The 21,167-nt window shown below is 60.4% G+C and carries 15 protein-coding genes and 5 pseudogenes; 2 read left to right on the top strand and 18 right to left on the bottom strand.

Going from position 1 to position 21,167, the window contains the following annotated elements; all coding sequences use genetic code 11:
* Window positions 1-7: 7 nt before the first annotated feature.
* The 16 genes and pseudogenes from rpsQ to G5575_RS09005 all read right to left on the bottom strand — a co-directional run bounded on the left by rpsQ (window position 8) and on the right by G5575_RS09005 (window position 10,318).
* Window positions 8-262, bottom strand: a complete 255-nt coding sequence (gene rpsQ, locus G5575_RS08930) for a 30S ribosomal protein S17 (protein WP_164534026.1) — start codon at window positions 260-262, stop codon at window positions 8-10.
* A 10-nt stretch (window positions 263-272) separates the two neighbouring features.
* Complete coding sequence (gene rpmC, locus G5575_RS08935; RefSeq protein ID WP_164534027.1) at window positions 273-467, bottom strand: 50S ribosomal protein L29; 195 nt, start codon at window positions 465-467, stop codon at window positions 273-275.
* Between the two features lie 11 nt (window positions 468-478).
* On the bottom strand, window positions 479-892 hold the full coding sequence (gene rplP, locus G5575_RS08940; protein ID WP_164534028.1) for a 50S ribosomal protein L16: 414 nt from the start codon (window positions 890-892) through the stop codon (window positions 479-481).
* 15 nt (window positions 893-907) lie between these two features.
* Window positions 908-1,651 carry a 30S ribosomal protein S3 gene (gene rpsC, locus G5575_RS08945; RefSeq protein ID WP_164534029.1) on the bottom strand — a complete coding sequence of 248 codons (744 nt, stop codon included), beginning with the start codon at window positions 1,649-1,651 and terminating at the stop codon, window positions 908-910.
* Complete coding sequence (gene rplV, locus G5575_RS08950) at window positions 1,651-2,031, bottom strand: 50S ribosomal protein L22 (RefSeq protein WP_164534030.1); 381 nt, start codon at window positions 2,029-2,031, stop codon at window positions 1,651-1,653. The genes rpsC and rplV overlap by 1 nt, the downstream gene beginning before the upstream one ends.
* A gap of 1 nt (window position 2,032) precedes the next feature.
* Complete coding sequence (rpsS, locus tag G5575_RS08955; RefSeq protein ID WP_067453327.1) at window positions 2,033-2,311, bottom strand: 30S ribosomal protein S19; 279 nt, start codon at window positions 2,309-2,311, stop codon at window positions 2,033-2,035.
* Between the two features lie 4 nt (window positions 2,312-2,315).
* Window positions 2,316-3,155, bottom strand: a complete 840-nt coding sequence (gene rplB / locus G5575_RS08960; protein WP_164534031.1) for a 50S ribosomal protein L2 — start codon at window positions 3,153-3,155, stop codon at window positions 2,316-2,318.
* Between the two features lie 18 nt (window positions 3,156-3,173).
* On the bottom strand, window positions 3,174-3,467 hold the full coding sequence (locus tag G5575_RS08965; protein WP_164534032.1) for a 50S ribosomal protein L23: 294 nt from the start codon (window positions 3,465-3,467) through the stop codon (window positions 3,174-3,176).
* Window positions 3,464-4,081, bottom strand: coding sequence for a 50S ribosomal protein L4 (rplD, locus tag G5575_RS08970; RefSeq protein WP_164534033.1), 618 nt, complete (start codon window positions 4,079-4,081; stop codon window positions 3,464-3,466). The genes G5575_RS08965 and rplD overlap by 4 nt, the downstream gene beginning before the upstream one ends.
* Window positions 4,082-4,777, bottom strand: a complete 696-nt coding sequence (rplC, locus tag G5575_RS08975) for a 50S ribosomal protein L3 (RefSeq protein ID WP_164534034.1) — start codon at window positions 4,775-4,777, stop codon at window positions 4,082-4,084. It lies immediately after the preceding gene.
* Window positions 4,778-4,858: 81 nt separating this feature from the next.
* Window positions 4,859-5,166 (bottom strand): annotated as a pseudogene (gene rpsJ / locus G5575_RS08980) (30S ribosomal protein S10).
* A 68-nt stretch (window positions 5,167-5,234) separates the two neighbouring features.
* Window positions 5,235-6,425 carry an elongation factor Tu gene (gene tuf, locus G5575_RS08985; protein WP_164534035.1) on the bottom strand — a complete coding sequence of 397 codons (1,191 nt, stop codon included), beginning with the start codon at window positions 6,423-6,425 and terminating at the stop codon, window positions 5,235-5,237.
* A gap of 65 nt (window positions 6,426-6,490) precedes the next feature.
* Window positions 6,491-8,580 (bottom strand): annotated as a pseudogene (gene fusA, locus G5575_RS08990) (elongation factor G).
* Window positions 8,581-8,592: 12 nt separating this feature from the next.
* A complete protein-coding gene (rpsG, locus tag G5575_RS08995; protein ID WP_164534036.1) occupies window positions 8,593-9,063 on the bottom strand; it encodes a 30S ribosomal protein S7 in 471 nt (156 codons plus the stop codon).
* A 12-nt stretch (window positions 9,064-9,075) separates the two neighbouring features.
* Window positions 9,076-9,446, bottom strand: a pseudogene (gene rpsL, locus G5575_RS09000) (30S ribosomal protein S12).
* Window positions 9,447-9,874: 428 nt separating this feature from the next.
* On the bottom strand, window positions 9,875-10,318 hold the full coding sequence (locus tag G5575_RS09005; protein WP_164534037.1) for a YdeI/OmpD-associated family protein: 444 nt from the start codon (window positions 10,316-10,318) through the stop codon (window positions 9,875-9,877).
* Between the two features lie 106 nt (window positions 10,319-10,424).
* Between G5575_RS09005 and G5575_RS09010 the strand changes: the two are divergent.
* Together G5575_RS09010 and G5575_RS09015 are read left to right on the top strand one after the other, a co-directional pair.
* Window positions 10,425-11,265 (top strand): annotated as a pseudogene (locus G5575_RS09010) (aldo/keto reductase).
* Window positions 11,266-11,307: 42 nt separating this feature from the next.
* On the top strand, window positions 11,308-12,399 hold the full coding sequence (locus tag G5575_RS09015) for an NAD(P)-binding domain-containing protein (protein ID WP_164534038.1): 1,092 nt from the start codon (window positions 11,308-11,310) through the stop codon (window positions 12,397-12,399).
* Window positions 12,400-12,562: 163 nt separating this feature from the next.
* Here the strand turns inward: G5575_RS09015 and rpoC are convergent, their stop codons facing one another.
* Together rpoC and rpoB are read right to left on the bottom strand one after the other, a co-directional pair.
* Window positions 12,563-16,747: a DNA-directed RNA polymerase subunit beta' gene (gene rpoC / locus G5575_RS09020; protein WP_164534039.1), complete on the bottom strand. Its 4,185-nt coding sequence runs from the start codon at window positions 16,745-16,747 to the stop codon at window positions 12,563-12,565.
* Window positions 16,748-16,822: 75 nt separating this feature from the next.
* Window positions 16,823-20,961 (bottom strand): annotated as a pseudogene (rpoB, locus tag G5575_RS09025) (DNA-directed RNA polymerase subunit beta).
* Window positions 20,962-21,167: the final 206 nt, after the last annotated feature.

The following is a 21,167-nucleotide window of genomic DNA, read 5'->3' on the forward strand; positions in this document are numbered from 1 at the left end:
GTTTCTCTTACGCGGATTGCGCAGACGAAGCGTTGTCCTGGACCAGGGTCCAGCGCTTGTTCTTGCTGATCGGCGCGGTTTCCTCGATCCACACGGTCTGGCCGACCTTGGCCAGATTGTTCTCGTCGTGAGCGTGATACTTCTTGGAACGACGCACGGTCTTCTTGAGAAGCGGATGGGTGAAACGGCGCTCGACACGGACCACGATGGTCTTGTCATTGGCGTCGGAGACGACAGTCCCCTGCAGAACGCGCTTTGGCATGGATTTTTCCTTACTTAGCTGCGTTCTTTTGGCCGAGGATGGTCTTGATCCGCGCGATGTCGCGGCGGACTTCCTTCACTCGAGCCGGCTTTTCCAACTGCTGGGTAGCGCGCTGGAAACGCAGGTTGAACTGTTCTTTCTTCAGGTCGACGAGCTGATCATTCAGTTCGTCTGCGGTCTTGGCCCGCACATCACTGGCTTTCATACTCGTGTTCCTTAGTCGGCAATACGCGTGACAATACGCGTGGTGATCGGCAACTTCATTGCTCCGAGGCGAAGGGCCTCCTTTGCAACGTCTTCGGGTACGCCGTCAATCTCAAAAACGATGCGGCCGGGCTTTACACGCGCTGCCCAGTATTCCACCGAGCCCTTACCCTTACCCATACGGACTTCGGTAGGCTTCTTGGAGACTGGCAGATCCGGGAAAATCCGGATCCACACGCGGCCCTGACGCTTCATTTCGCGAGTGATCGCGCGACGCGCGGCTTCGATCTGACGGGCAGTAACACGTTCCGGCTCGGTGGCCTTGAGTGCGTACTGGCCGAAGGCGAGATCCGTACCACCCTTGGCCAGGCCATGGATGCGGCCCTTATGGGCCTTACGGAACTTGGTCTTTTTAGGTTGCAGCATAATGAACTAACCTTCTTATGCGCGTTCGCGGTCGCGGTCGCCGCGTTCACGACGCGGTTCGCGGTCACGATCGTTACGCTGGCCGCCTTCGCTGCCCTCGGTAGCACGGCGCTCATGGGCGGACGGATCGTGCTCAAGGACTTCGCCCTTGAAGATCCAGACCTTGATGCCGATGATGCCGTACGTGGTTTCGGCTTCGGCAGTGCCGTAGTCGATGTCGGCACGCAGGGTGTGCAGCGGCACGCGGCCTTCGCGGTACCATTCGGTACGAGCGATGTCGGCACCACCGAGGCGGCCACCAACGTTGACGCGGATACCACCGGCGCCCATGCGGATCGCGGTCTGCACGGCGCGCTTCATGGCGCGACGGAAGGCCACGCGGCGTTCCAGCTGCTGGGCGATGCCCTGAGCAACCAGCGTCGCATCGGTTTCCGGCTTGCGCACTTCAACGATGTTGATGTGCACTTCGCTGTCGGTGAACTTCTTCACCTTGGCGCGGATCTTGTCGATGTCAGCGCCCTTCTTGCCGATCACGATGCCTGGACGGGCGGTGTGGATCGACACGCGGCACTTGCGGTGCGGACGCTCGATGACGATCTTGGAGACCGCGGCAGCCTTGAGATCCTGCATCAGCATGGTGCGGATCTTGAGGTCTTCTTGCAGCAGCGAACCGTATTCGCCCTTGTTGGCGAACCAGCGGCTGTCCCAGGTGCGGTTGATGCCCAGGCGGAAGCCGATTGGATTGATCTTCTGGCCCATTATGCGGCCTCCTCAACTTGCCGGACGATGATCGTCAGATGCGAGAATGGCTTTTCGACGCGGGCAGACTTGCCGCGGCCACGAGCCATGAAGCGCTTCATCACCAGCGAATTGCCGACAAAGGCTTCGGCAACGACGAGGGCGTCGGTGTCCAGGCCATGGTTGTTCTCGGCATTGGCGATGGCGCTCTCGAGCACCTTCTTCACCTGGCCAGAGATGCGCTTGTGGCTGAATTCGAGGTCGGCAAGAGCCCGCTCGACCTTCTTGCCACGGATCAACTGCGCGACGAGGTTCAGCTTCTGAGGGCTGATGCGCAGCATGCGCAGAACAGCCTTAGCCTCGTTATCCTTGAGAGCGCGCTCAGTTTTTGGCTTGCCCATCTTACTTCCTCTTGGCCTTCTTGTCGGCCGCGTGCCCGTAATAGGTACGGGTCGGAGCGAATTCGCCGAACTTGTGGCCGATCATTTCTTCGGTGACGCTGACCGGAATGTGCTTCTGGCCATTGTGGACGCCGAAGGTGATACCAACGAACTGCGGCAGGATGGTCGAACGGCGAGACCAGATCTTGACCACATCGTTGCGGCCAGAGGACTGGGCCTTTTCGGCCTTCTTGAGCAGATAGCCGTCAACAAACGGCCCCTTCCAAATCGAACGGGTCATGTTTTTACCTGCCCTTCTTCAAGTGACGGCTGCGAACGATAAACTGGTCCGTAGCCTTGTTGCTGCGCGTGCGCTTGCCCTTGGTCGGCTTGCCCCACGGGGAAACCGGGTGACGGCCACCAGAGGTACGGCCTTCACCACCACCATGGGGGTGGTCGACCGGGTTCATGGTGACGCCGCGGTTGACCGGCTTCTTGCCCAGCCAGCGATTGCGGCCGGCCTTGCCCATCGAGGTGTTGGCGTGGTCCTGGTTGGACACGGCACCGACGGTGGCGAGGCACGAACCATGGACGCGGCGCTGTTCGCCCGAGTTGAGGCGAAGGATCGCCCAACCCTGGTCACGACCGACATACTGGGCATAGGCACCGGCAGAACGAGCGACCTGGCCGCCCTTGCGGGGCTTGAGCTCGATGTTGTGCACGATAGTGCCGACCGGCATGCGTTCCAGCGGCATCGCGTTGCCCGGCTTGACGTCCGCGCCGTTGAGCGAGGAGATCACCTTGTCACCGGCAGCAAGACGCTGCGGAGCCACGATATAGGCCAGCTCGCCGTCTTCGTACTTGATCAAGGCGATCCAGGCGGTGCGGTTCGGATCGTATTCGAGACGTTCAACGGTCCCGACGGCATCGAACTTGACGCGCTTGAAGTCGACCATGCGGTACGAGCGCTTGTGACCACCACCACGATGGTAGGAGGTGATGCGGCCAGTGTTGTTGCGACCACCGGACTTGGTGAGACCGACGGTCAGCGACTTGACCGGCGAGCCCTTCCAGAGTTCCGAACGATCAGTCGTGACGAGCGTACGACGGCCTTCGGAGGTGGGATTGTAAGTTTTTAGAGCCATTTTGCTGTCTCTTATCCCTTAGAGGCCGGTCGAGATATCGATCGACTGACCGTCGACGAGGGTGACGATCGCCTTCTTGACGTCGTTGCGCGTACCAATCCGACCACGGAAGCGCTTCACCTTGCCCTTGCGGACGAGGGTATTCACTGCCTTGACCTTGACCGAAAAGAGCTGCTCGATGGCGGCCTTGATGTCGGTCTTGTTGGCATCGATCGCCACGTCGAAAACGACCTGGTTTGCTTCCGAGGCCATGGTCGACTTTTCAGTCACGACCGGGCTGCGGATGATGTCGTATGCGGCAAGCTTGTTCATGCGAACCTCGCTTCGAGCGCTTCCAGCGCTGCCTTGGTCAGCACGAGCTTGTCGCGCTTGAGGATCGAAACGACATTGATGCCCTGGATCGGCAGCACGTCGATATGGGGAATGTTGCGGGCCGCCAGAGCAAAGTTCTGGTCGACGGTCGCACCATCGATGATCAGCGCGTTGGCCCATGCCAGCTTGCCGAACGTGGTCCGCAGAGCCGCGGTCTTGGCTTCGGTCTGGGCGACGCTGTCGATGACGATCAGCGAGCCGGACTTGGCCTTGGACGAGAGCGCATGCTTGAGAGCAAGGACGCGAACCTTCTTGGGAAGATCGATCGCATGGCTGCGCGGGGTCGGACCGAATGCACGGCCACCACCACGGAACTGGGGAGCCTTGCGGTCGCCGTGACGTGCGCCGCCACCCTTCTGCTTCTTGAACTTCTTGCCCGTGGCAGCGCCTTCGGAGCGGTTCTTCACGTCATGCGTGCCAGCCATAGCCTTAAGCTGCTGGTAGCGAACCATGCGGTGCAGAATGTCGGGACGAACTTCAAGGCCGAACACGTCGTCCTTCAGTTCGATCGAGCCGGCAGACGTGCCGTCGAGATTGGTTACCTGGAGTTCCATTTACTTCGCTTCTCCCGCAGCAGCGGCCTCGAACGAGCCCGGCAGGGTCAAGTTCGCGGGAGCCGGCTTCTTGACGGCGTCCTTGATCATGATCCAGGCGCCCTTGGCACCCGGGACCGAACCCTGGATCAGGATCAGGCCACGCTCCACGTCGGTCTTGACGACCTTGACGTTCTGCGTGGTGATACGGCGATCACCCATATGGCCCGGCATCTTCTTGTTCTTGAAGGTCTTACCCGGGTCCTGACGGCCACCGGTAGAACCGATCGAGCGGTGCGACACGGACACACCGTGCGAGGCACGCAGACCACCGAAATTCCAGCGCTTCATACCGCCGGCAAAACCCTTACCGATGGAAGTGCCGGTCACGTCGACCAGCTGGCCTTCGGCAAAGTGGTCGGCCTTGAAGGTCGCACCAACTTCGATGAGGTTGTCCTCATCGACGCGGAATTCCACCACGTGACGCTTGGGCTCTACCTTGGCGACAGCATACTGGCCGCGCTCGGCCTTGCTGACGTTCTTGGCCTTGGCCTGGCCTGCGCCGAGCTGCAGGGCGACATAGCCGTCCCGCTCAACGCTACGCTGGCCTACCACCTGGCAGTTTTCCAGACTCAACACCGTCACAGGAACGTGCGAGCCGTCCTCTGTGAAGATGCGGGTCATCCCCAGCTTCTGTGCGATCAATCCAGAACGCATCGGTTCTTACCTTCTTTTGGCGCTCTGCCGGGTCATGGTTTCAGAGGACCCTTTTGGCGGCAGGCGCGGATACTTGTTTGTTTAGAGCTTGATTTCGACGTCTACGCCGGCAGCAAGATCAAGCTTCATCAGTGCATCGACCGTCTGGGAGTCGGGTCCACAATGTCCAGAAGACGCTTGTGGGTCCGGATCTCGAACTGCTCGCGCGACTTCTTGTCGATGTGCGGCGAACGGTTGACCGTGAACTTGTCGATGTGGGTCGGCAGCGGGATCGGCCCGCGCACCTGCGCACCCGTACGCTTGGCCGTCGACACGATCTCGCGCGTCGAGGCGTCGAGCACGCGATGGTCAAACGCCTTGAGGCGGATGCGAATATTCTGACCGTTCATCTTCTCAAATCCTGACAAAATGGATCGCGGCGCGCTTTATCGCGCGCCGCGAATGTCTGGTGGACGTTTTACTTCAGGATCTTCGCGACGACGCCGGCGCCGACGGTGCGGCCACCTTCACGGATAGCGAAGCGGAGCTTCTCTTCCATGGCGATCGGAACGATGAGCTGGACGTTCATGTTGATGTTGTCGCCCGGCATGACCATCTCGGTGCCTTCCGGCAGCGTCACGATGCCGGTCACGTCGGTGGTGCGGAAGTAGAACTGCGGACGGTAGTTGCCGAAGAACGGAGTGTGACGGCCGCCTTCTTCCTTGGTGAGGATATAGGCCTCAGCAACGAAGTCGGTGTGCGGGGTCACGGAACCGGGCTTGCAGAGAACCTGGCCGCGCTCAACCTGAGTGCGATCGATACCGCGGATCAGAGCGCCGATGTTGTCGCCAGCTTCACCCGAGTCGAGCAGCTTGCGGAACATTTCGACACCGGTCACGGTGGTCTTCTGGGTTGCCTTGATGCCGACGATTTCGACTTCTTCGCCAACCTTGACGATACCGCGTTCGACACGGCCGGTGACCACGGTACCGCGACCCGAGATCGAGAACACGTCTTCGATCGGCAGGAGGAACGGCTGGTCAACCGGACGTTCCGGCTGCGGGATGTACGAGTCAACGGCAGCCATCAGCTCGAGAACGGCGTCGTGGCCGAGCTTGGCATCCGAGTTTTCGAGAGCGGCCAGAGCCGAACCCTTGATGATCGGAATGTCATCGCCCGGGAATTCGTAGGACGACAGCAGTTCGCGAACTTCGAGTTCAACGAGCTCGAGCAGTTCCGGATCGTCGACCATGTCGCACTTGTTGAGGAACACGACGAGAGCCGGAACACCAACCTGACGGGCGAGCAGGATGTGCTCGCGAGTCTGCGGCATCGGGCCGTCGGCAGCCGACACGACCAGGATCGCGCCGTCCATCTGGGCAGCACCGGTGATCATGTTCTTCACATAGTCGGCGTGGCCGGGGCAGTCGACGTGAGCGTAGTGACGGTTGGTCGTCTCGTACTCGACGTGAGCGGTGTTGATGGTGATGCCGCGGGCTTTTTCTTCCGGAGCAGCGTCGATCTGGTCATACGCCTTGAAGGTAGCGCCGCCGGTCTCAGCCAGAACCTTGGTGATTGCTGCAGTCAGCGAGGTCTTGCCATGGTCAACGTGACCGATGGTGCCGATGTTGCAGTGCGGCTTGTTGCGAGCGAACTTTTCTTTGCCCATCGCTTTTCTCCAATTCGTCAGCGCAAAGGCCGACTTACAGTTGAGTTTCTTAGCTTGCGCTGTTGTTAGGCGTACTTGGCCTGGACTTCGTCGGCGACCGCCTGCGGTACCTGCTCGTAGTGGTCGAACGTCATCGAATACTGTGCACGACCCTGGCTCATGGAGCGCAGCGAGTTCACGTAGCCGAACATGTTCGCGAGCGGTACGAAAGCATTCACGACCTGGAGGATGCCACGGCTTTCAGTGCCCTGGATCTGACCACGACGCGAGTTGAGATCGCCGATGACGTCGCCCATGTAGTCTTCCGGCGTGACAACTTCAACCTTCATGATCGGCTCAAGGATCTTGGGAGATGCCTTGCGCAGACCTTCGTTGAAACCAGCACGGCCAGCGATTTCGAATGCCAGCACGGAGGAGTCCACGTCGTGGTAGGCGCCTTCGGTCAGGGTGACCTTGACGTCCACGATCGGGAAGCCAATCAGCGGACCAGCCGACATCACCGACTTGACGCCCTTTTCGACGCCCGGGACGTATTCCTTGGGGACCGAACCACCGACGACGGCATTCACGAACTCAAGACCCTTGCCGACTTCGGACGGCTCGACGGTGAGCTTGACGCGGGCGAACTGGCCCGAACCACCGGACTGCTTCTTGTGGGTATAATCCACCTGAGCCGACTTGGTGATCGTTTCGCGGTAAGCCACCTGCGGCTGGCCGATATTGGCCTCGACCTTGAACTCGCGACGCATGCGGTCGACGAGGATGTCGAGGTGAAGTTCGCCCATGCCCGAGATGATGGTCTGGCCGGATTCTTCGTCGGTCTTGACGCGGAAGGTCGGATCTTCGGCAGCCAAGCGGTTGAGGGCGAGGCCCATCTTTTCCTGGTCGGCCTTGGACTTCGGTTCCACCGAGATGTCGATCACCGGCTCCGGAAACACCATACGTTCAAGGATAACCTGAGCGTTCGACGGGCAGAGCGTGTCACCAGTGGTGGTGTCCTTGAGGCCCACGATGGCGACGATGTCGCCGGCATAAGCCTCCGTGATCTGCTCGCGGCTGTTGGCGTGCATCTGGAACAGACGACCAACGCGCTCGCGCTTTTCCTTGACGGTGTTTTCCAGCATCATGCCCTGCTCGAGCTTGCCCGAGTAGATGCGGCAGAAGGTCAGCGTACCCATGTGCGGGTCGTTGGCGATCTTGAATGCCAGCATGGCCAGGGGTTCGCTGTCGTCCGCGTGACGCTCGATCGGCTCTTCCGTACGGGCATCGATGCCCTGGATGGCCGGAACGTCGCCCGGAGCGGGCAGGAAATCGATGACGCCGTCGAGCAGGGGCTGCACGCCCTTGTTCTTGAACGCCGAGCCAGCGAACACGAGGAAGAACTTGGTGTCGATGACGCCACGACGCAGCAGGCGACGGATGGTGTCGTTGTTCGGCAGGTCGCCGTTCAAGTAAGCTTCCATCGCGTCGTCGTCGAGTTGACGGCGGCTTCGATCATCTTCTCGCGGTATTCAGCAGCACGATCCTTGAGATCTTCCGGGATCTCGACGACGTCCCACTGGGCACCCAGTTCTTCGTTACGCCAGACGAGAGCGTTCATCTCGATCAGGTCGACGACGCCCTTGAACTCGTTCTCGGCACCGATCGGCAGCTGCACGGGAACGGCACGGGCGCCAAGGCGCGAACCGATCATCTCGACGCAGCGGTAGAAGTCGGCACCGATCTTGTCCATCTTGTTGACGAAGATCAGACGCGGGACGTTGTACTTGTCGGCCTGGCGCCAGACGGTTTCGGTCTGCGGTTCGACGCCGGCATTGGCGTCGAGCAGAGCAACGGCACCGTCGAGCACGCGCAGCGAACGTTCGACTTCGATGGTGAAGTCCACGTGGCCGGGAGTGTCGATGATGTTGAAGCGGTGCATCGTGCCATCGCGACCCTTCCAGAAGGTCGTGGTCGCAGCGGACGTGATCGTGATGCCGCGTTCCTGCTCCTGCTCCATCCAGTCCATGGTGGCAGCGCCGTCATGGACTTCGCCGATCTTATGGGACTTGCCGGTGTAGTAGAGGATGCGTTCGGTCGTGGTCGTCTTGCCAGCATCGATGTGAGCCATGATGCCGAAGTTACGATAGAGATTGATTGGGTAATCGCGTGCCATGGGGCGCTCCTACTACCAGCGGTAGTGCGAGAAGGCACGGTTGGCATCAGCCATACGGTGCGTATCTTCGCGCTTCTTGACGGCCTGACCACGGCCATTCATCGCATCCATGAGCTCGCCCGAGAGGCGTTCACGCATGGTGTTCTCGCCGCGCTTGCGCGCAGATTCGATGAGCCAGCGGATGGCCAGAGCCTGCTGACGGTCCTGACGAACTTCGACCGGAACCTGATACGTTGCACCACCGACGCGGCGGGAACGCACTTCGACAGCCGGACGGATATTGTCCAGGGCGCCGTGGAAGACGGTGATCGGATCCTGCTTGGTCTTGCTCTCGACGATGTCGAAAGCGCCATAGACGATGGATTCGGCAGCAGACTTCTTGCCGTCCTTCATCAGGGAATTCATGAACTTGGTGACGACCAGATCGCCGAACTTGGGATCAGGAATAACGTCGCGTTTTTCTGCGCGGTGACGACGGGACATATCTCGATCTCCTTACTTCGGACGCTTCGCGCCGTACTTGGAACGACGCTGCTTGCGATCCTTCACGCTCTGCGTATCGAGGACGCCGCGGAGCACGTGATAGCGGACACCCGGCAAGTCGCGAACGCGGCCGCCGCGGATGAGCACGACGGAGTGCTCCTGAAGGTTGTGACCTTCGCCCGGGATATACGAAATCACTTCGCGCTGGTTGGTCAGGCGAACCTTGGCCACCTTGCGCAGAGCCGAGTTCGGCTTCTTCGGGGTCGTGGTATACACACGGGAGCATACGCCGCGCTTTTGCGGGTTCGCTTCCATGGCCGGAACCTTGTTCCGCTTTGCTTGCTGGCGCGTGGCTTGCGGATCAGCTGATTAATGGTGGGCATTGCGCTCTTTCCATTGTCCAAATTTAGGTGCTGAAAGCACCAGTTCTTACGTTTCGCACTCAAAAGAGCGCTTCGGCGGTCTACACAAGCAAACCAAAGCGGCGCTCGCCCGACCCACGAAGGGATACGGCGGCGCCTCAGTTGCAGCGGACCACCCGCCCGCAAAGGCAGCAGTCATGCGCACAAGGATTTACGTCGTCTAGTTACCCGACAGTGTGTTTGAGTGTCCTGGATTCCCGCGCTAGGTGGCAGGGACCCGGTGTGACAATCACGACCGACCGCTTAGGTAGGCGCTGTTTAGAGCCGATGACTCGCCCCGTCAAGGATTCTTTCGTGAATAAATCGAGGCAGAGCCTTGCGTTTCGGCCATATCAGCCCTGAAGACGACTGGACGGTTCATTCCAAATCCGTTCGGCACTGGCCCTACCCTACTTCTTGCCGGCGCGCAGCATCTCCATCGCCTTCTCGACCCGGCGCTTGCGTGTCTCCGCCGTCTTGGCTTCGGTGATGGAGAGAACGTGTTTAGACTTGTTGCTGAACGACAAGCTGTCGAAGAAAGCTTTCGCATCCGGTTCGGTGGTCAGGATGGAGGCCAGATCCTCCGGCACATCCACTTCCCGCGGCGTGGAATCGAGTGTGAGCTCGATTTCCACCGTATCGCCGCCAGCAACACCCGACTCGGCCCGCCGCGCTGCGCTCAGTGAAACAAGGTTCTTGCCGCCCATCTGCGCCACGGTGGACCGATAGGTCAGCTTGCCGATCGTGACGTTGACCGCGGGGCGTTTGCCGCCACCAAGCTCGGCGAGCACCGCGTCGGGCACGACGATACCGGTATTGTTGCCATCGAGCAGGATCGTCGTCGTGAACTTCATGGCTCTGCCTCCGCGCCTTAAGGATAGAGCCACCTGAACCGGAAAAGCAAATGGAGCCAGTTCGGGGCTGCGCCGTTAGTCGGCCACATCCCTTGGAGACAGGTTCATGACTGACACACCCGCCATTCCCCTCAACGACGGCAACTCCATTCCGCAGCTTGGCTTTGGCGTTTGGCGGCTCGAAGAGTCGGATGCGCCACGCGTGGTGGGTGCCGCGATCGATGCTGGATACCGCCATATCGATACCGCGCAGGGATACAGCAACGAAGGTGGCGTCGGCGAGGCCATCCGCCAGTCAAGCGTTGGGCGCGACGAGCTCTTCATTACCTCCAAGCTGCGCAACGGCCATCAGGGTTATGACAGCGCGCTGCGCTCGCTCGATGAGTCGCTGCAGCGTCTCAAGCTCGACCATCTCGATCTCTTCCTGATCCACTGGCCCGCCCCCAAGCACGATCGCTACGCCGAAACCTGGGCGGCCTTTGTCGAGGCTCAGAAACAGGGCAAGGTGAAGTCGATCGGCGTTTCCAACTTTCTGCCCGAACACATTCAGCGCATCGTCGACGAGACTGGTGTGACGCCAGCGGTGAACCAGCTCGAGCTGCACCCTGCCTATCAGCAGCGCGACATCCGCGAGTTCCACCGTGACCGCGACATCCAGATCGAGTGCTATAGCCCTCGGTGGCCAGGACACCGGCCTTTTCGAAAACGAAGCGATCGTTGAGATTGCCGAGCGGCATAACAAGACGCCGGCCCAGGTGATCATCCGCTGGCATCTTCAGCAGAACCTGATCGTGCTGCCAAAATCGAGCAAACCGGAACGCGCCGCCGAGAACTTCGATGTCTGGGAATTTGTGCTCTCGGCCGACGAGGTCAACCAGATCGACCGCATGGATCGCGAGGATGGCAAGACCCTGCCAAAGCCGGAAGACAACAACCAGCTGTTCTGAGCAGTTTCATGATAAGGCTTCGGGCGCGACCCGGAGCCTTCCTTGACGACCCAATCTGTTCGCCCTGCCCTCAAGCTCCCAATCGTCGTGATCGGCGCCGGCCAGGCTGGCCTCAGTGCCGCTTATCACCTCAAACAGCTGGGCCTCGATCCCGGTCGCGACTTTCTGGTGCTCGACGCCGACGCGCATCCGGGTGGCGCCTGGCAGCATCGTTGGTCCTCACTGACCCTGACCACCGTCAATCGTGTCCATGACCTTCCCGGCATGGGCTTTGGCGACTTTGCCGGTGACGAAAGCGTCAGGGCATCGGTCGCGGTGCCGCACTACTTTGCCGCCTACGAAGAGCATTTCGGGCTCAACGTGCTGCGGCCAGCCAGGGTCAGCGTAGTCTGCGACCGCGGCGAGCGGCTGAGGATTGAAAGCGACCGGGGCTTGTTTTCCGCTCGAGGCATCATCAACGCCACGGGCACTTGGGAAAAGCCCTATATCCCACCCTACCCTGGAGCCGAGAGTTTTGGCGGCATCCAGCTCCATACCAAAGATTATGTCTCGGCCGACATCTTCGGAGGCAAGCATGTCCTCGTGGTCGGCGGCGGCATCTCGGCCATTCAACTGCTCGACGAAATCTCGCAGGTGACGCGCACGACCTGGGTCACCCGAACGCCGCCGCGGTTCCGCGAAGCCCCGTTTGATCAGGAAGCAGGACGTCAGGCCGTCGCCATGGTCGAGGAACGCGTCCGCGCCGGCCTGCCGCCACGGGCGGTGGTGTCGGTCACGGGCCTGCCGGTCACGCCTGCTATTGTCGCCATGCGCGAACGCGGCGCCCTCAACCGGCTGCCCATGTTCAGCGAAATCCTGCCGGCCGGCGTCCGCTGGGAGGATGGGACAAGGCTCGATGTCGACGTCATCCTCTGGTGCACGGGCTTTCAAAGTGCGCTCGATCACCTAGCGCCGCTGCAGCTCCGGGAGCCGAGTGGCGGCATCACCATGACCGGCCGCCTCGCCACGCAGGTGGCCAAAGACCCGCGCGTGCATCTGGTCGGCTATGGTCCTTCCGCTTCCACCATCGGCGCCAACCGTGCTGGCAGCGCTGCGGCAAGAGAGCTGACTGCATTCCTGGGACTACGCCCATAAGTTGAAAAAAGACCTCATGGTGAGCTTGTCGAACCAAGAGGTCGAGCTAGTGGAGGGTGAGCGTTCCCGACCTCGTCCTTCGACGGGCTTAGGATGAGGTCTCATTGCGCAAATAAAAAAGGGGCCCGTTCGGGCCCCTTCTCTACTCTTGTTGCCTTGCAGCTTATTCGGCGGCAGGCGCTGCGATCTTGACGGTGTTCGCCTGGCGGCGGCGCTCGTCGAGGATCAGGTCGTCGCGCTTGGTGGCGATCATCTTGGCCGAGGAGATACCGGCACCGGTACCGGCCGGGATAAGGCGGCCGACGATGACGTTTTCCTTGAGGCCTTCCAGCAAGTCCGCCTTGCCCGAGACAGCAGCCTCGGTGAGCACGCGGGTGGTTTCCTGGAACGACGCCGCCGAGATGAACGAACGCGTCTGCAGCGATGCCTTGGTGATGCCGAGCAGCACCGGGTTGGCAGTCGCCGGCTTCTTGCCTTCGGCAATCAGCGCATCGTTAAGCTCGTCGAAGTCCAGCTTGTCCAACTGCTCGTCCTTGAGCAGGCCGGAGTCGCCCGGAACCACGATCTCCACCTTCTGCAGCATCTGACGAACGATAACTTCGATATGCTTATCGTTAATCAACACGCCCTGGAGGCGGTAGACTTCCTGGATCTCGTTGACGAGGTAGCGTGCCAGTTCCTCGACGCCCTTGATGGCAAGGATGTCGTGCGGAGCCGGGTTGCCGTCTAGGATATACTCGCCCTTTTCAATGGCGTCGCCTTCCTGGAGGTGGAACGGCTTGCCCTTGGGGATCAGGTACTCAACGGGTTCAGCACCCTCTTCGGTCGGCTCGATGATGACGCGACGCTTGTTCTTGTAGTCGCGGCCGAAGCGGATCGTACCATCGATCTCAGCGATGATGGCGTGGTCCTTCGGACGGCGGGCTTCGAACAGTTCGGCCACACGCGGCAGACCGCCGGTGATGTCCTTGGTCTTGGCCGATTCCAGCGGAATACGAGCCAGCACGTCACCCGGGGCAACCTTCTCACCCGGCTCGACGGCAATAACCGCGTCGACGGAAAGGAGGTAACGGGCGTCGCCGCCACGTTCGACCTTGGCAACCGAGCCGCCACGAGCGATCGCGAGAGCCGGCTTGAGGTTTTCCCCACGCTGGTTGCCGCGCCAGTCGATAACAACACGCTTGGTGAAGCCGGTGGCTTCATCGGTGTTTTCCGCAACGGAAGCACCATCGACCAGGTCTTCGAACAGCACTTCGCCTTCCACTTCCGCCAGGATCGGACGGGTGTAGGGGTCCCATTCAGCCAGGCGCTGGCCACGGCGGACGGTGTCGCCTTCCTTGACCAGGAGCTTGGAGCCGTAGGTCACTTTGTGCGTCGCACGTTCCTTGCCTTCGCCGTCGACGATGGCGATGGAAACGTTACGAGCCATGACGACCTGGCGGCCACCTTCGACGTCGGCGAGGTTCGGGTTGCGAATCTCGACCTTGCCTTCGGCACCGGATTCGAGGAACGAGCTGTCGACCACCTGAGCCGTACCACCGATGTGGAACGTACGCATGGTGAGCTGGGTGCCCGGTTCACCGATCGACTGTGCGGCGATAACGCCCACAGCTTCACCGATATTGACCGGCGTACCGCGAGCAAGATCACGGCCGTAGCAAGCGGCACAGCACCCCTGGCGCAGGTCGCAGACCAGCGGCGAGCGGATGCGGATCGACTGGATGCGAGCCTCTTCGATCACGTCGACATGCTTTTCCTCGAGCAGCGTGCCCTTGGGAGCGATAAGGTCGCCGGTAAGCGGGTGGAACACATCGTCAGCCGTGGTACGGCCGAGAACGCGCTGGCCGATCGAAGCAACGATCTGGCCGGCATCGACGATGGGCTCCATGGTCAGGCCGCGCTCGGTGCCGCAATCTTCGGTGATGATGATTGCGTCCTGGGCGACGTCGACGAGACGGCGCGTCAGATAACCCGAGTTTGCAGTCTTCAAGGCGGTGTCGGCCAGACCCTTGCGGGCACCGTGGGTGGAGTTGAAATACTCCAGCACGTTAAGGCCTTCCTTGAAGTTCGCGGTGATCGGCGTTTCGATGATCGAGCCGTCCGGCTTGGCCATGAGGCCGCGCATGCCGGCAAGCTGCTTCATCTGTGCCGGTGAACCACGAGCACCGGAGTGGCTCATCATGTAGACCGAGTTGATCGGCTTCTGACGGCCGGTCTCCTGGTCGACCTGAACGGTGCGGATGGCTTCCATCATCTTTTCAGCGACGGCGTCGCCGCACTTGGCCCAGGCGTCCACGACCTTGTTGTACTTTTCGCCCTGGGTGATCAGGCCGTCATTGTACTGCTGCTCGAATTCTTCAACCTGCTTGCGGGTCTGGTCGACCAGCGTGTACTTGGCGGCCGGGATGACCATGTCGTCCTTGCCGAACGAAATACCGGCATCGCAGGCATTCTTGAAGCCAAGCTGCATGACGCGGTCACAGAAGATGACCGTCTCCTTCTGGCCGCAACCGCGATACACGGTGTCGATCATCTTGGAGATCATCTTCTTGGTCATCAGCTGGTTTGCCGTGGCAAACGGCACTGCCGGGTTCTGCGGCAGGATCTGACCAATGAGCATGCGGCCCGGGGTCGTTTCCACGATCTCGGTGGTCTTCTTGCCGTCGGCATCCCAAGCGGGCACGCGTGCCTTGATCTTGGTGTGCAGGGTGACGACGTTGTTGTCGATCGCGTGCTCGAGTTCAGCATAGGACGCGAACGCCATGCCTTCGCCCGGCTCGCCATCATTCATCAGCGAAAGATAGTAAAGACCCAGCACGATGTCCTGGCTCGGCACGATGATCGGCTGGCCGTTGGCAGGATGAAGGATGTTGTTGGTCGACATCATCAAGACGCGCGCTTCCAGCTGCGCTTCGAGCGACAGCGGAACGTGCACGGCCATCTGGTCACCGTCGAAGTCGGCGTTGAAGGCCGAGCAGACGAGCGGATGGAGACGGATCGCCTTGCCTTCGATCAGGATCGGCTCGAAAGCCTGGATGCCAAGACGGTGCAGCGTGGGCGCGCGGTTCAGCAGAACCGGGTGCTCACGGATGACTTCGTCGAGGATATCCCAGACTTCGGGCTTTTCCTTTTCGACAAGCTTCTTGGCCTGCTTCACGGTCGAGCTGAAGCCCTTGGCTTCAAGGCGCGAATAGATGAAGGGCTTGAAGAGCTCGAGCGCCATCTTCTTGGGAAGACCGCACTGGTGCAGCTTGAGGTTCGGACCCACGGTAATCACCGAACGGCCAGAATAATCGACGCGCTTGCCAAGGAGGTTCTGGCGGAAGCGGCCCTGCTTGCCCTTGAGCATGTCGGAAAGCGACTTCAGCGGACGCTTGTTCGCACCGGTAATGGTGCGGCCACGGCGGCCGTTGTCGAAGAGCGCGTCCACAGCTTCCTGCAGCATGCGCTTTTCGTTGCGGATGATGATGTCCGGGGCGCGGAGTTCGATCAGGCGCTTGAGGCGGTTGTTGCGGTTGATCACGCGACGGTAGAGGTCGTTGAGATCGGAGGTCGCAAAGCGGCCGCCATCCAGCGGAACGAGCGGACGCAGTTCCGGCGGGATCACCGGAATGACGGTCATGATCATCCATTCGGGCTTGTTGCCCGAAACGATGAACTGCTCGACGATCTTGAGGCGCTTGGCCAGCTTCTTGGGCTTCAGCTCGGTGGTAGACTCGGCGATTTCCACGCGCAGGTCAGCCGCGATCTTTTCGAGATCGAGGTTGAGGAGGATATCGCGGATCGCTTCAGCGCCGATCTTGGCGGTGAAGGTATCGGCGCCATATTCATCCTGGGCGTCGAGGAACTGCTCTTCGGTCAGGAGCTCGTTCTGCGTGAACGGGGTCAGGCCGGGATCGAGAACGACATAGTTCTCAAAGTAGAGAATGCGTTCGATATCCTTGAGCGTCATGTCGAGCAGCAGGGCGATGCGGCTCGGCAGCGACTTGAGGAACCAGATATGCGCAACCGGAGCGGCGAGTTCGATATGACCCATGCGCTCGCGACGAACGCGGCTAAGGGTGACTTCAACGCCGCACTTTTCGCAGATGACGCCCTTGAACTTCATGCGCTTGTACTTGCCGCACAGGCACTCGTAGTCCTTCACGGGGCCAAAGATGCGCGCGCAGAAGAGACCATCGCGTTCCGGCTTGAACGTACGATAGTTGATGGTCTCGGGCTTTTTGATCTCGCCGTAAGACCAGCTCAAAATCTTCTCCGGAGACGCGATCGAGATCTTCATCTGATCGAAGGTCTGCACCGGAACCGACGGGTTGAACGGGTCCATGACGTGGGAATGATGGTTCATCAATTCTCTCCTCTTTCCGTCGGGAGGGGCAAGGCCCGCTCCCTCAGGAAGTGAATGGGGGTAGGAAGTGCCGGATTATTCCGCCGCTTCCTGAGGAGGTGCGAGCTCCGCTTCAGCTCGGGCGTTCTCTTCGAACTCACGGTTCTCAAGCTCGACATTGAGCCCGAGCGACCGGATTTCCTTGACCAGAACGTTGAAGCTTTCCGGGATGCCCGGCTCGAACGTGTCGTCGCCGCGAACGATCGACTCGTAGACCTTGGTACGGCCGGTGACGTCGTCCGACTTGATGGTGAGCATTTCCTGCAGCGTATAAGCAGCGCCATACGCCTCGAGTGCCCACACTTCCATTTCGCCGAAGCGCTGGCCACCGAACTGCGCCTTGCCGCCCAGCGGCTGCTGGGTAACGAGCGAGTACGGGCCGATGGAACGCGCGTGGATCTTGTTGTCCACGAGGTGATCGAGCTTGAGCATATAGATATAGCCCACGGTCACCTGGCGGTCGAACTGCTCACCGGTACGACCATCATAGACGGTCGACTGACCCGATGGCTTGAGCCCTGCCCGTTCCAGCATGTCGACGATATCGGCTTCCTTGGCACCGTCGAACACCGGCGTCGCGATCGGAACACCCTTGGAGAGGTGTTCGCCGAGGCGGATCATGCCGTCGTCGTCGAGATCGGAGATGGAATTGTCGTTGGCGAACAGTTCCTTGATCTCGGCACGGAGCGGCTTGAGGTCGCCCTTGGCATGGTACTGGCGAACCATCTCGTCGATACGCTTACCCATGCCGGCGCAAGCCCAGCCAAGGTGCGTTTCGAGGATCTGGCCCACGTTCATGCGCGATGGCACGCCCAGCGGGTTGAGCACGATGTCGACCGACGTACCGTCTTCGAGATACGGCATGTCTTCGACCGGAACGATGCGAGAAACAACGCCCTTGTTGCCGTGACGGCCGGCCATCTTGTCGCCTGGCTGGATCTTGCGCTTGGTAGCGATGAAGACCTTGACCATCTTCATCACGCCCGGCGGAAGTTCATCACCGCGCTGCAGCTTGTCCACCTTGTCGATGAAGCGCTGCTCGAGCAGACGACGGCTCTCTTCATACTGAGCATGAAGAGCTTCCATCTCGGTCATGACCTTATCGTCCTCGATGGCGAACTGCCACCACTTCGAACGCGGCTGACCTTCAAAGATCGAGTCATTGAGCTTGGTGCCGACGACATAGCCCTTCGGGCCAGCCGTGGCGGCCTTGCCGAACAGCATTTCCTTGAGACGGGCATAGACGTTGCGATCAAGGATCGACTGCTCGTCGTCGCGGTCCTTGGCCAAGCGCTCGATTTCCTCGCGCTCGATGGCCATGGCGCGCTCGTCCTTGTCGATGCCATGTCGGTTAAAGACACGCACTTCCACGACCGTACCGGCGTCGCCCGGGGCACGCGCAGCGAGGTATCGCGGACGTCCGAAGCCTTTTCACCGAAGATGGCGCGGAGGAGCTTTTCTTCCGGCGTCATCGGCGATTCACCCTTGGGGGTAATCTTGCCAACGAGGATGTCGCCCGGCTGAACTTCGGCACCGATATGCACGATTCCGGCTTCGTCGAGGTTCTTCAGGGCTTCTTCCGAAACGTTCGGAATGTCGCGCGTGATTTCTTCCGGACCAAGCTTGGTGTCGCGAGCCATCACTTCATATTCCTCGATGTGGATCGAGGTGAAGACGTCCTGCATCGCGATCTTTTCGCTCAGCAGAATGGAGTCTTCGAAGTTGTAGCCGTTCCAGGGCATGAAGGCGACGAGCACGTTGCGGCCGAGGGCGAGATCGCCCAGTTCAGTCGACGGACCATCGGCGATGATGTCGCCCTGGTTGATGTGGTCGCCAACAACGACCAGCGGACGCTGATTGATACAGGTCGACTGGTTGGAGCGCTGGAACTTCATCAGGTTGTAGATGTCGACGCCCGAACGCGACGCATCGTTTTCTTCCGTTGCACGGATAACGATACGCGTTGCGTCCACCTGGTCGACGATACCGGTACGCTTGGCGACGATGGCGGCGCCAGAGTCACGCGCCACGACCGACTCCATGCCGGTGCCCACAAATGGAGCCTCGGCACGCAGCAGCGGCACGGCCTGACGCTGCATGTTCGAACCCATGAGGGCGCGGTTGGCGTCGTCGTTTTCAAGGAACGGGATCAGCGAGGCAGCAACCGACACCATCTGCTTGGGGGAAACGTCCATCAGGTCGACGTTTTCCTTGGGCGTCAGGCCGTTGTCGCCGGCATGGCGGGCAACCACGAGGTCGTTCTCAAGCTCGCCATCCTTGGTGAAGGTGACGTTGGCCTGGGCGACGTAGTGCTTGGCCTCTTCCATGGCGGAGAGGTAGACCACTTCATCGCTGAGCTTGCCGTCGACGATCTTGCGGTAAGGGGTTTCGATGAAACCGTACTTGTTGACGCGCGCAAAGGTCGAGAGCGAGTTGATCAGACCGATGTTCGGGCCTTCCGGCGTCTCGATCGGGCAGATACGGCCGTAATGCGTCGGATGCACGTCGCGGACTTCAAAGCCTGCACGCTCACGGGTGAGACCACCCGGTCCAAGAGCCGAAAGACGGCGCTTGTGGGTGATTTCCGACAGCGGGTTTGTCTGGTCCATGAACTGCGACAGCTGCGACGAGCCGAAGAACTCGCGCACGGCGGCCGCAGCCGGCTTGGCGTTGATCAGGTCCTGCGGCATGACCGTGTCGATTTCGACCGAGCTCATGCGCTCCTTGATGGCACGCTCCATCCGGAGCAGGCCAAGGCGGTAGGAGTTTTCCATAAGTTCGCCCACGGAGCGAACGCGGCGGTTGCCGAGGTTGTCGATGTCGTCGATTTCGCCACGGCCATCGCGCAGGTCGACCAGGGTGCGGACGACTTCGACGATGTCTTCCTTGCGCAGGGTACGCATGGTGTCGGGCGCATCGAGCTCGAGGCGCATGTTCATCTTGACGCGACCCACAGCGGACAGGTCATAGCGCTCGCTGTCGAAGAACAGCGACTGGAACATGGCTTCGGCAGTGTCGACAGTCGGCGGTTCACCGGGACGCATGACGCGGTAGATATCGAAGAGAGCGTCTTCACGGCTCTCGTTCTTGTCCACGGCCAACGTATTGCGGATATAGGCGCCGATAGTGATGTGATCGATGTCGAGGATCGGCAGCTCGTCAAAGCCTAGGCCAACTAGCTTGGTCAGCAGCTTTTCGTCGAGCTCGTCGCCGGCTTCGGCATAGATCTCGCCAGTCTTGAGGTTGACGAGGTCCTGCGCGACATACATGCCGTAAAGGTCTTCGTCGACGGCCAGCAAGTGGGTGAGGCCTTCTTCGGCAAGCTTCTTAGCCTGACGAGCGGAGAGCTTCTTGCCACCTTCATGAACGACGTCGCCGGTCTTGGCATCGACGAGATCGTGGGTCGGCTTTGCGCCCTTCCACTTCTCGGCGTCGTAAGGCACGCGCCAGCCCTTGTCGGACTTTTCGTAGTTCAGCGTCGTGTAATAGGTGTCGAGGATTTCCTCGGCATCCATGCCGAGCGCCTTGAGAAGCGAGGTCACCGGGATCTTGCGACGGCGATCGATACGCGCATAGACGATGTCCTTGGCGTCAAATTCGATATCGAGCCAGGAACCGCGGTACGGGATGATACGGCCGGCAAACAGCAGCTTGCCGGACGAGTGGGTCTTGCCCTTGTCGTGGTCGAAGAACACACCGGGCGAACGGTGCATCTGCGAGACGATCACGCGCTCGGTGCCGTTGACGATAAAGGTGCCGTTCGACGTCATGAAGGGCATGTCGCCCATGTAGACGTCCTGCTCCTTAATGTCCTTGACCGAGCGGGCGCCGGTCTCCTCGTCCACTTCGAACACGATCAGCCGCAGCGTGACCTTGAGCGGGGCAGCAAACGTGATGTCGCGCGCACGGCACTCGTCGATGTCATACTTGGGCTGCTCGAATTCGTAGCGCACGAATTCAAGGCTTGCCGTGTTCGAGAAGTCGGTGATCGGGAACACCGAGCGGAACACGGACTGAAGACCTTCATCCGGACGGCCGCCCTTGGGCTCGTCGACCAGAAGGAACTGATCATAGGAAGCCTTTTGGACTTCGATCAGGTTTGGCATCTCCGTGACTTCGCGGATCGTACCGAAGGACTTGCGTACCTTGCGGCGGCCGTTGAACGTGGTAGCCATGAAAGCTCCTGTTTTCGTTATGTCGTCCGGAACGAAAAGGCAGGGAGAACCTTTTCTCGGACGCGCATTTGTCTCGGAGGCAGATATCCAAAGACCCGACTATCAGCCGTCGGCGCTCGGGATATATGCCTGGCAGTCAATTCATCGGACCAAACCGATGCCGCCGATCTCGCCTCCGGTCCGAAGAGGCAGGATCACACCAGCGT

It is taken from the genome of Devosia aurantiaca (genome assembly GCF_011058215.1).
GTDB lineage: Bacteria > Pseudomonadota > Alphaproteobacteria > Rhizobiales > Devosiaceae > Devosia > Devosia aurantiaca.

Coding starts and splice junctions, on each gene's coding strand:
- rpsC (WP_164534029.1), bottom strand. CDS start 1,651: ATGGGCCAGAAGATCAATCCAATCGGCTTCCGCCTGGGCATCAACCGC.
- rpsQ (WP_164534026.1), bottom strand. CDS start 262: ATGCCAAAGCGCGTTCTGCAGGGGACTGTCGTCTCCGACGCCAATGAC.
- rplB (WP_164534031.1), bottom strand. CDS start 3,155: ATGGCTCTAAAAACTTACAATCCCACCTCCGAAGGCCGTCGTACGCTC.
- rplD (WP_164534033.1), bottom strand. CDS start 4,081: ATGGAACTCCAGGTAACCAATCTCGACGGCACGTCTGCCGGCTCGATC.
- rplC (WP_164534034.1), bottom strand. CDS start 4,777: ATGCGTTCTGGATTGATCGCACAGAAGCTGGGGATGACCCGCATCTTC.
- rpsG (WP_164534036.1), bottom strand. CDS start 9,063: ATGTCCCGTCGTCACCGCGCAGAAAAACGCGACGTTATTCCTGATCCC.
- G5575_RS09005 (WP_164534037.1), bottom strand. CDS start 10,318: ATGAAGTTCACGACGACGATCCTGCTCGATGGCAACAATACCGGTATC.
- tuf (WP_164534035.1), bottom strand. CDS start 6,425: ATGGGCAAAGAAAAGTTCGCTCGCAACAAGCCGCACTGCAACATCGGC.
- rplV (WP_164534030.1), bottom strand. CDS start 2,031: ATGGGCAAGCCAAAAACTGAGCGCGCTCTCAAGGATAACGAGGCTAAG.
- G5575_RS08965 (WP_164534032.1), bottom strand. CDS start 3,467: ATGAACAAGCTTGCCGCATACGACATCATCCGCAGCCCGGTCGTGACT.
- rpmC (WP_164534027.1), bottom strand. CDS start 467: ATGAAAGCCAGTGATGTGCGGGCCAAGACCGCAGACGAACTGAATGAT.
- rpoC (WP_164534039.1), bottom strand. CDS start 16,747: ATGAACCATCATTCCCACGTCATGGACCCGTTCAACCCGTCGGTTCCG.
- rpsS (WP_067453327.1), bottom strand. CDS start 2,311: ATGACCCGTTCGATTTGGAAGGGGCCGTTTGTTGACGGCTATCTGCTC.
- rplP (WP_164534028.1), bottom strand. CDS start 892: ATGCTGCAACCTAAAAAGACCAAGTTCCGTAAGGCCCATAAGGGCCGC.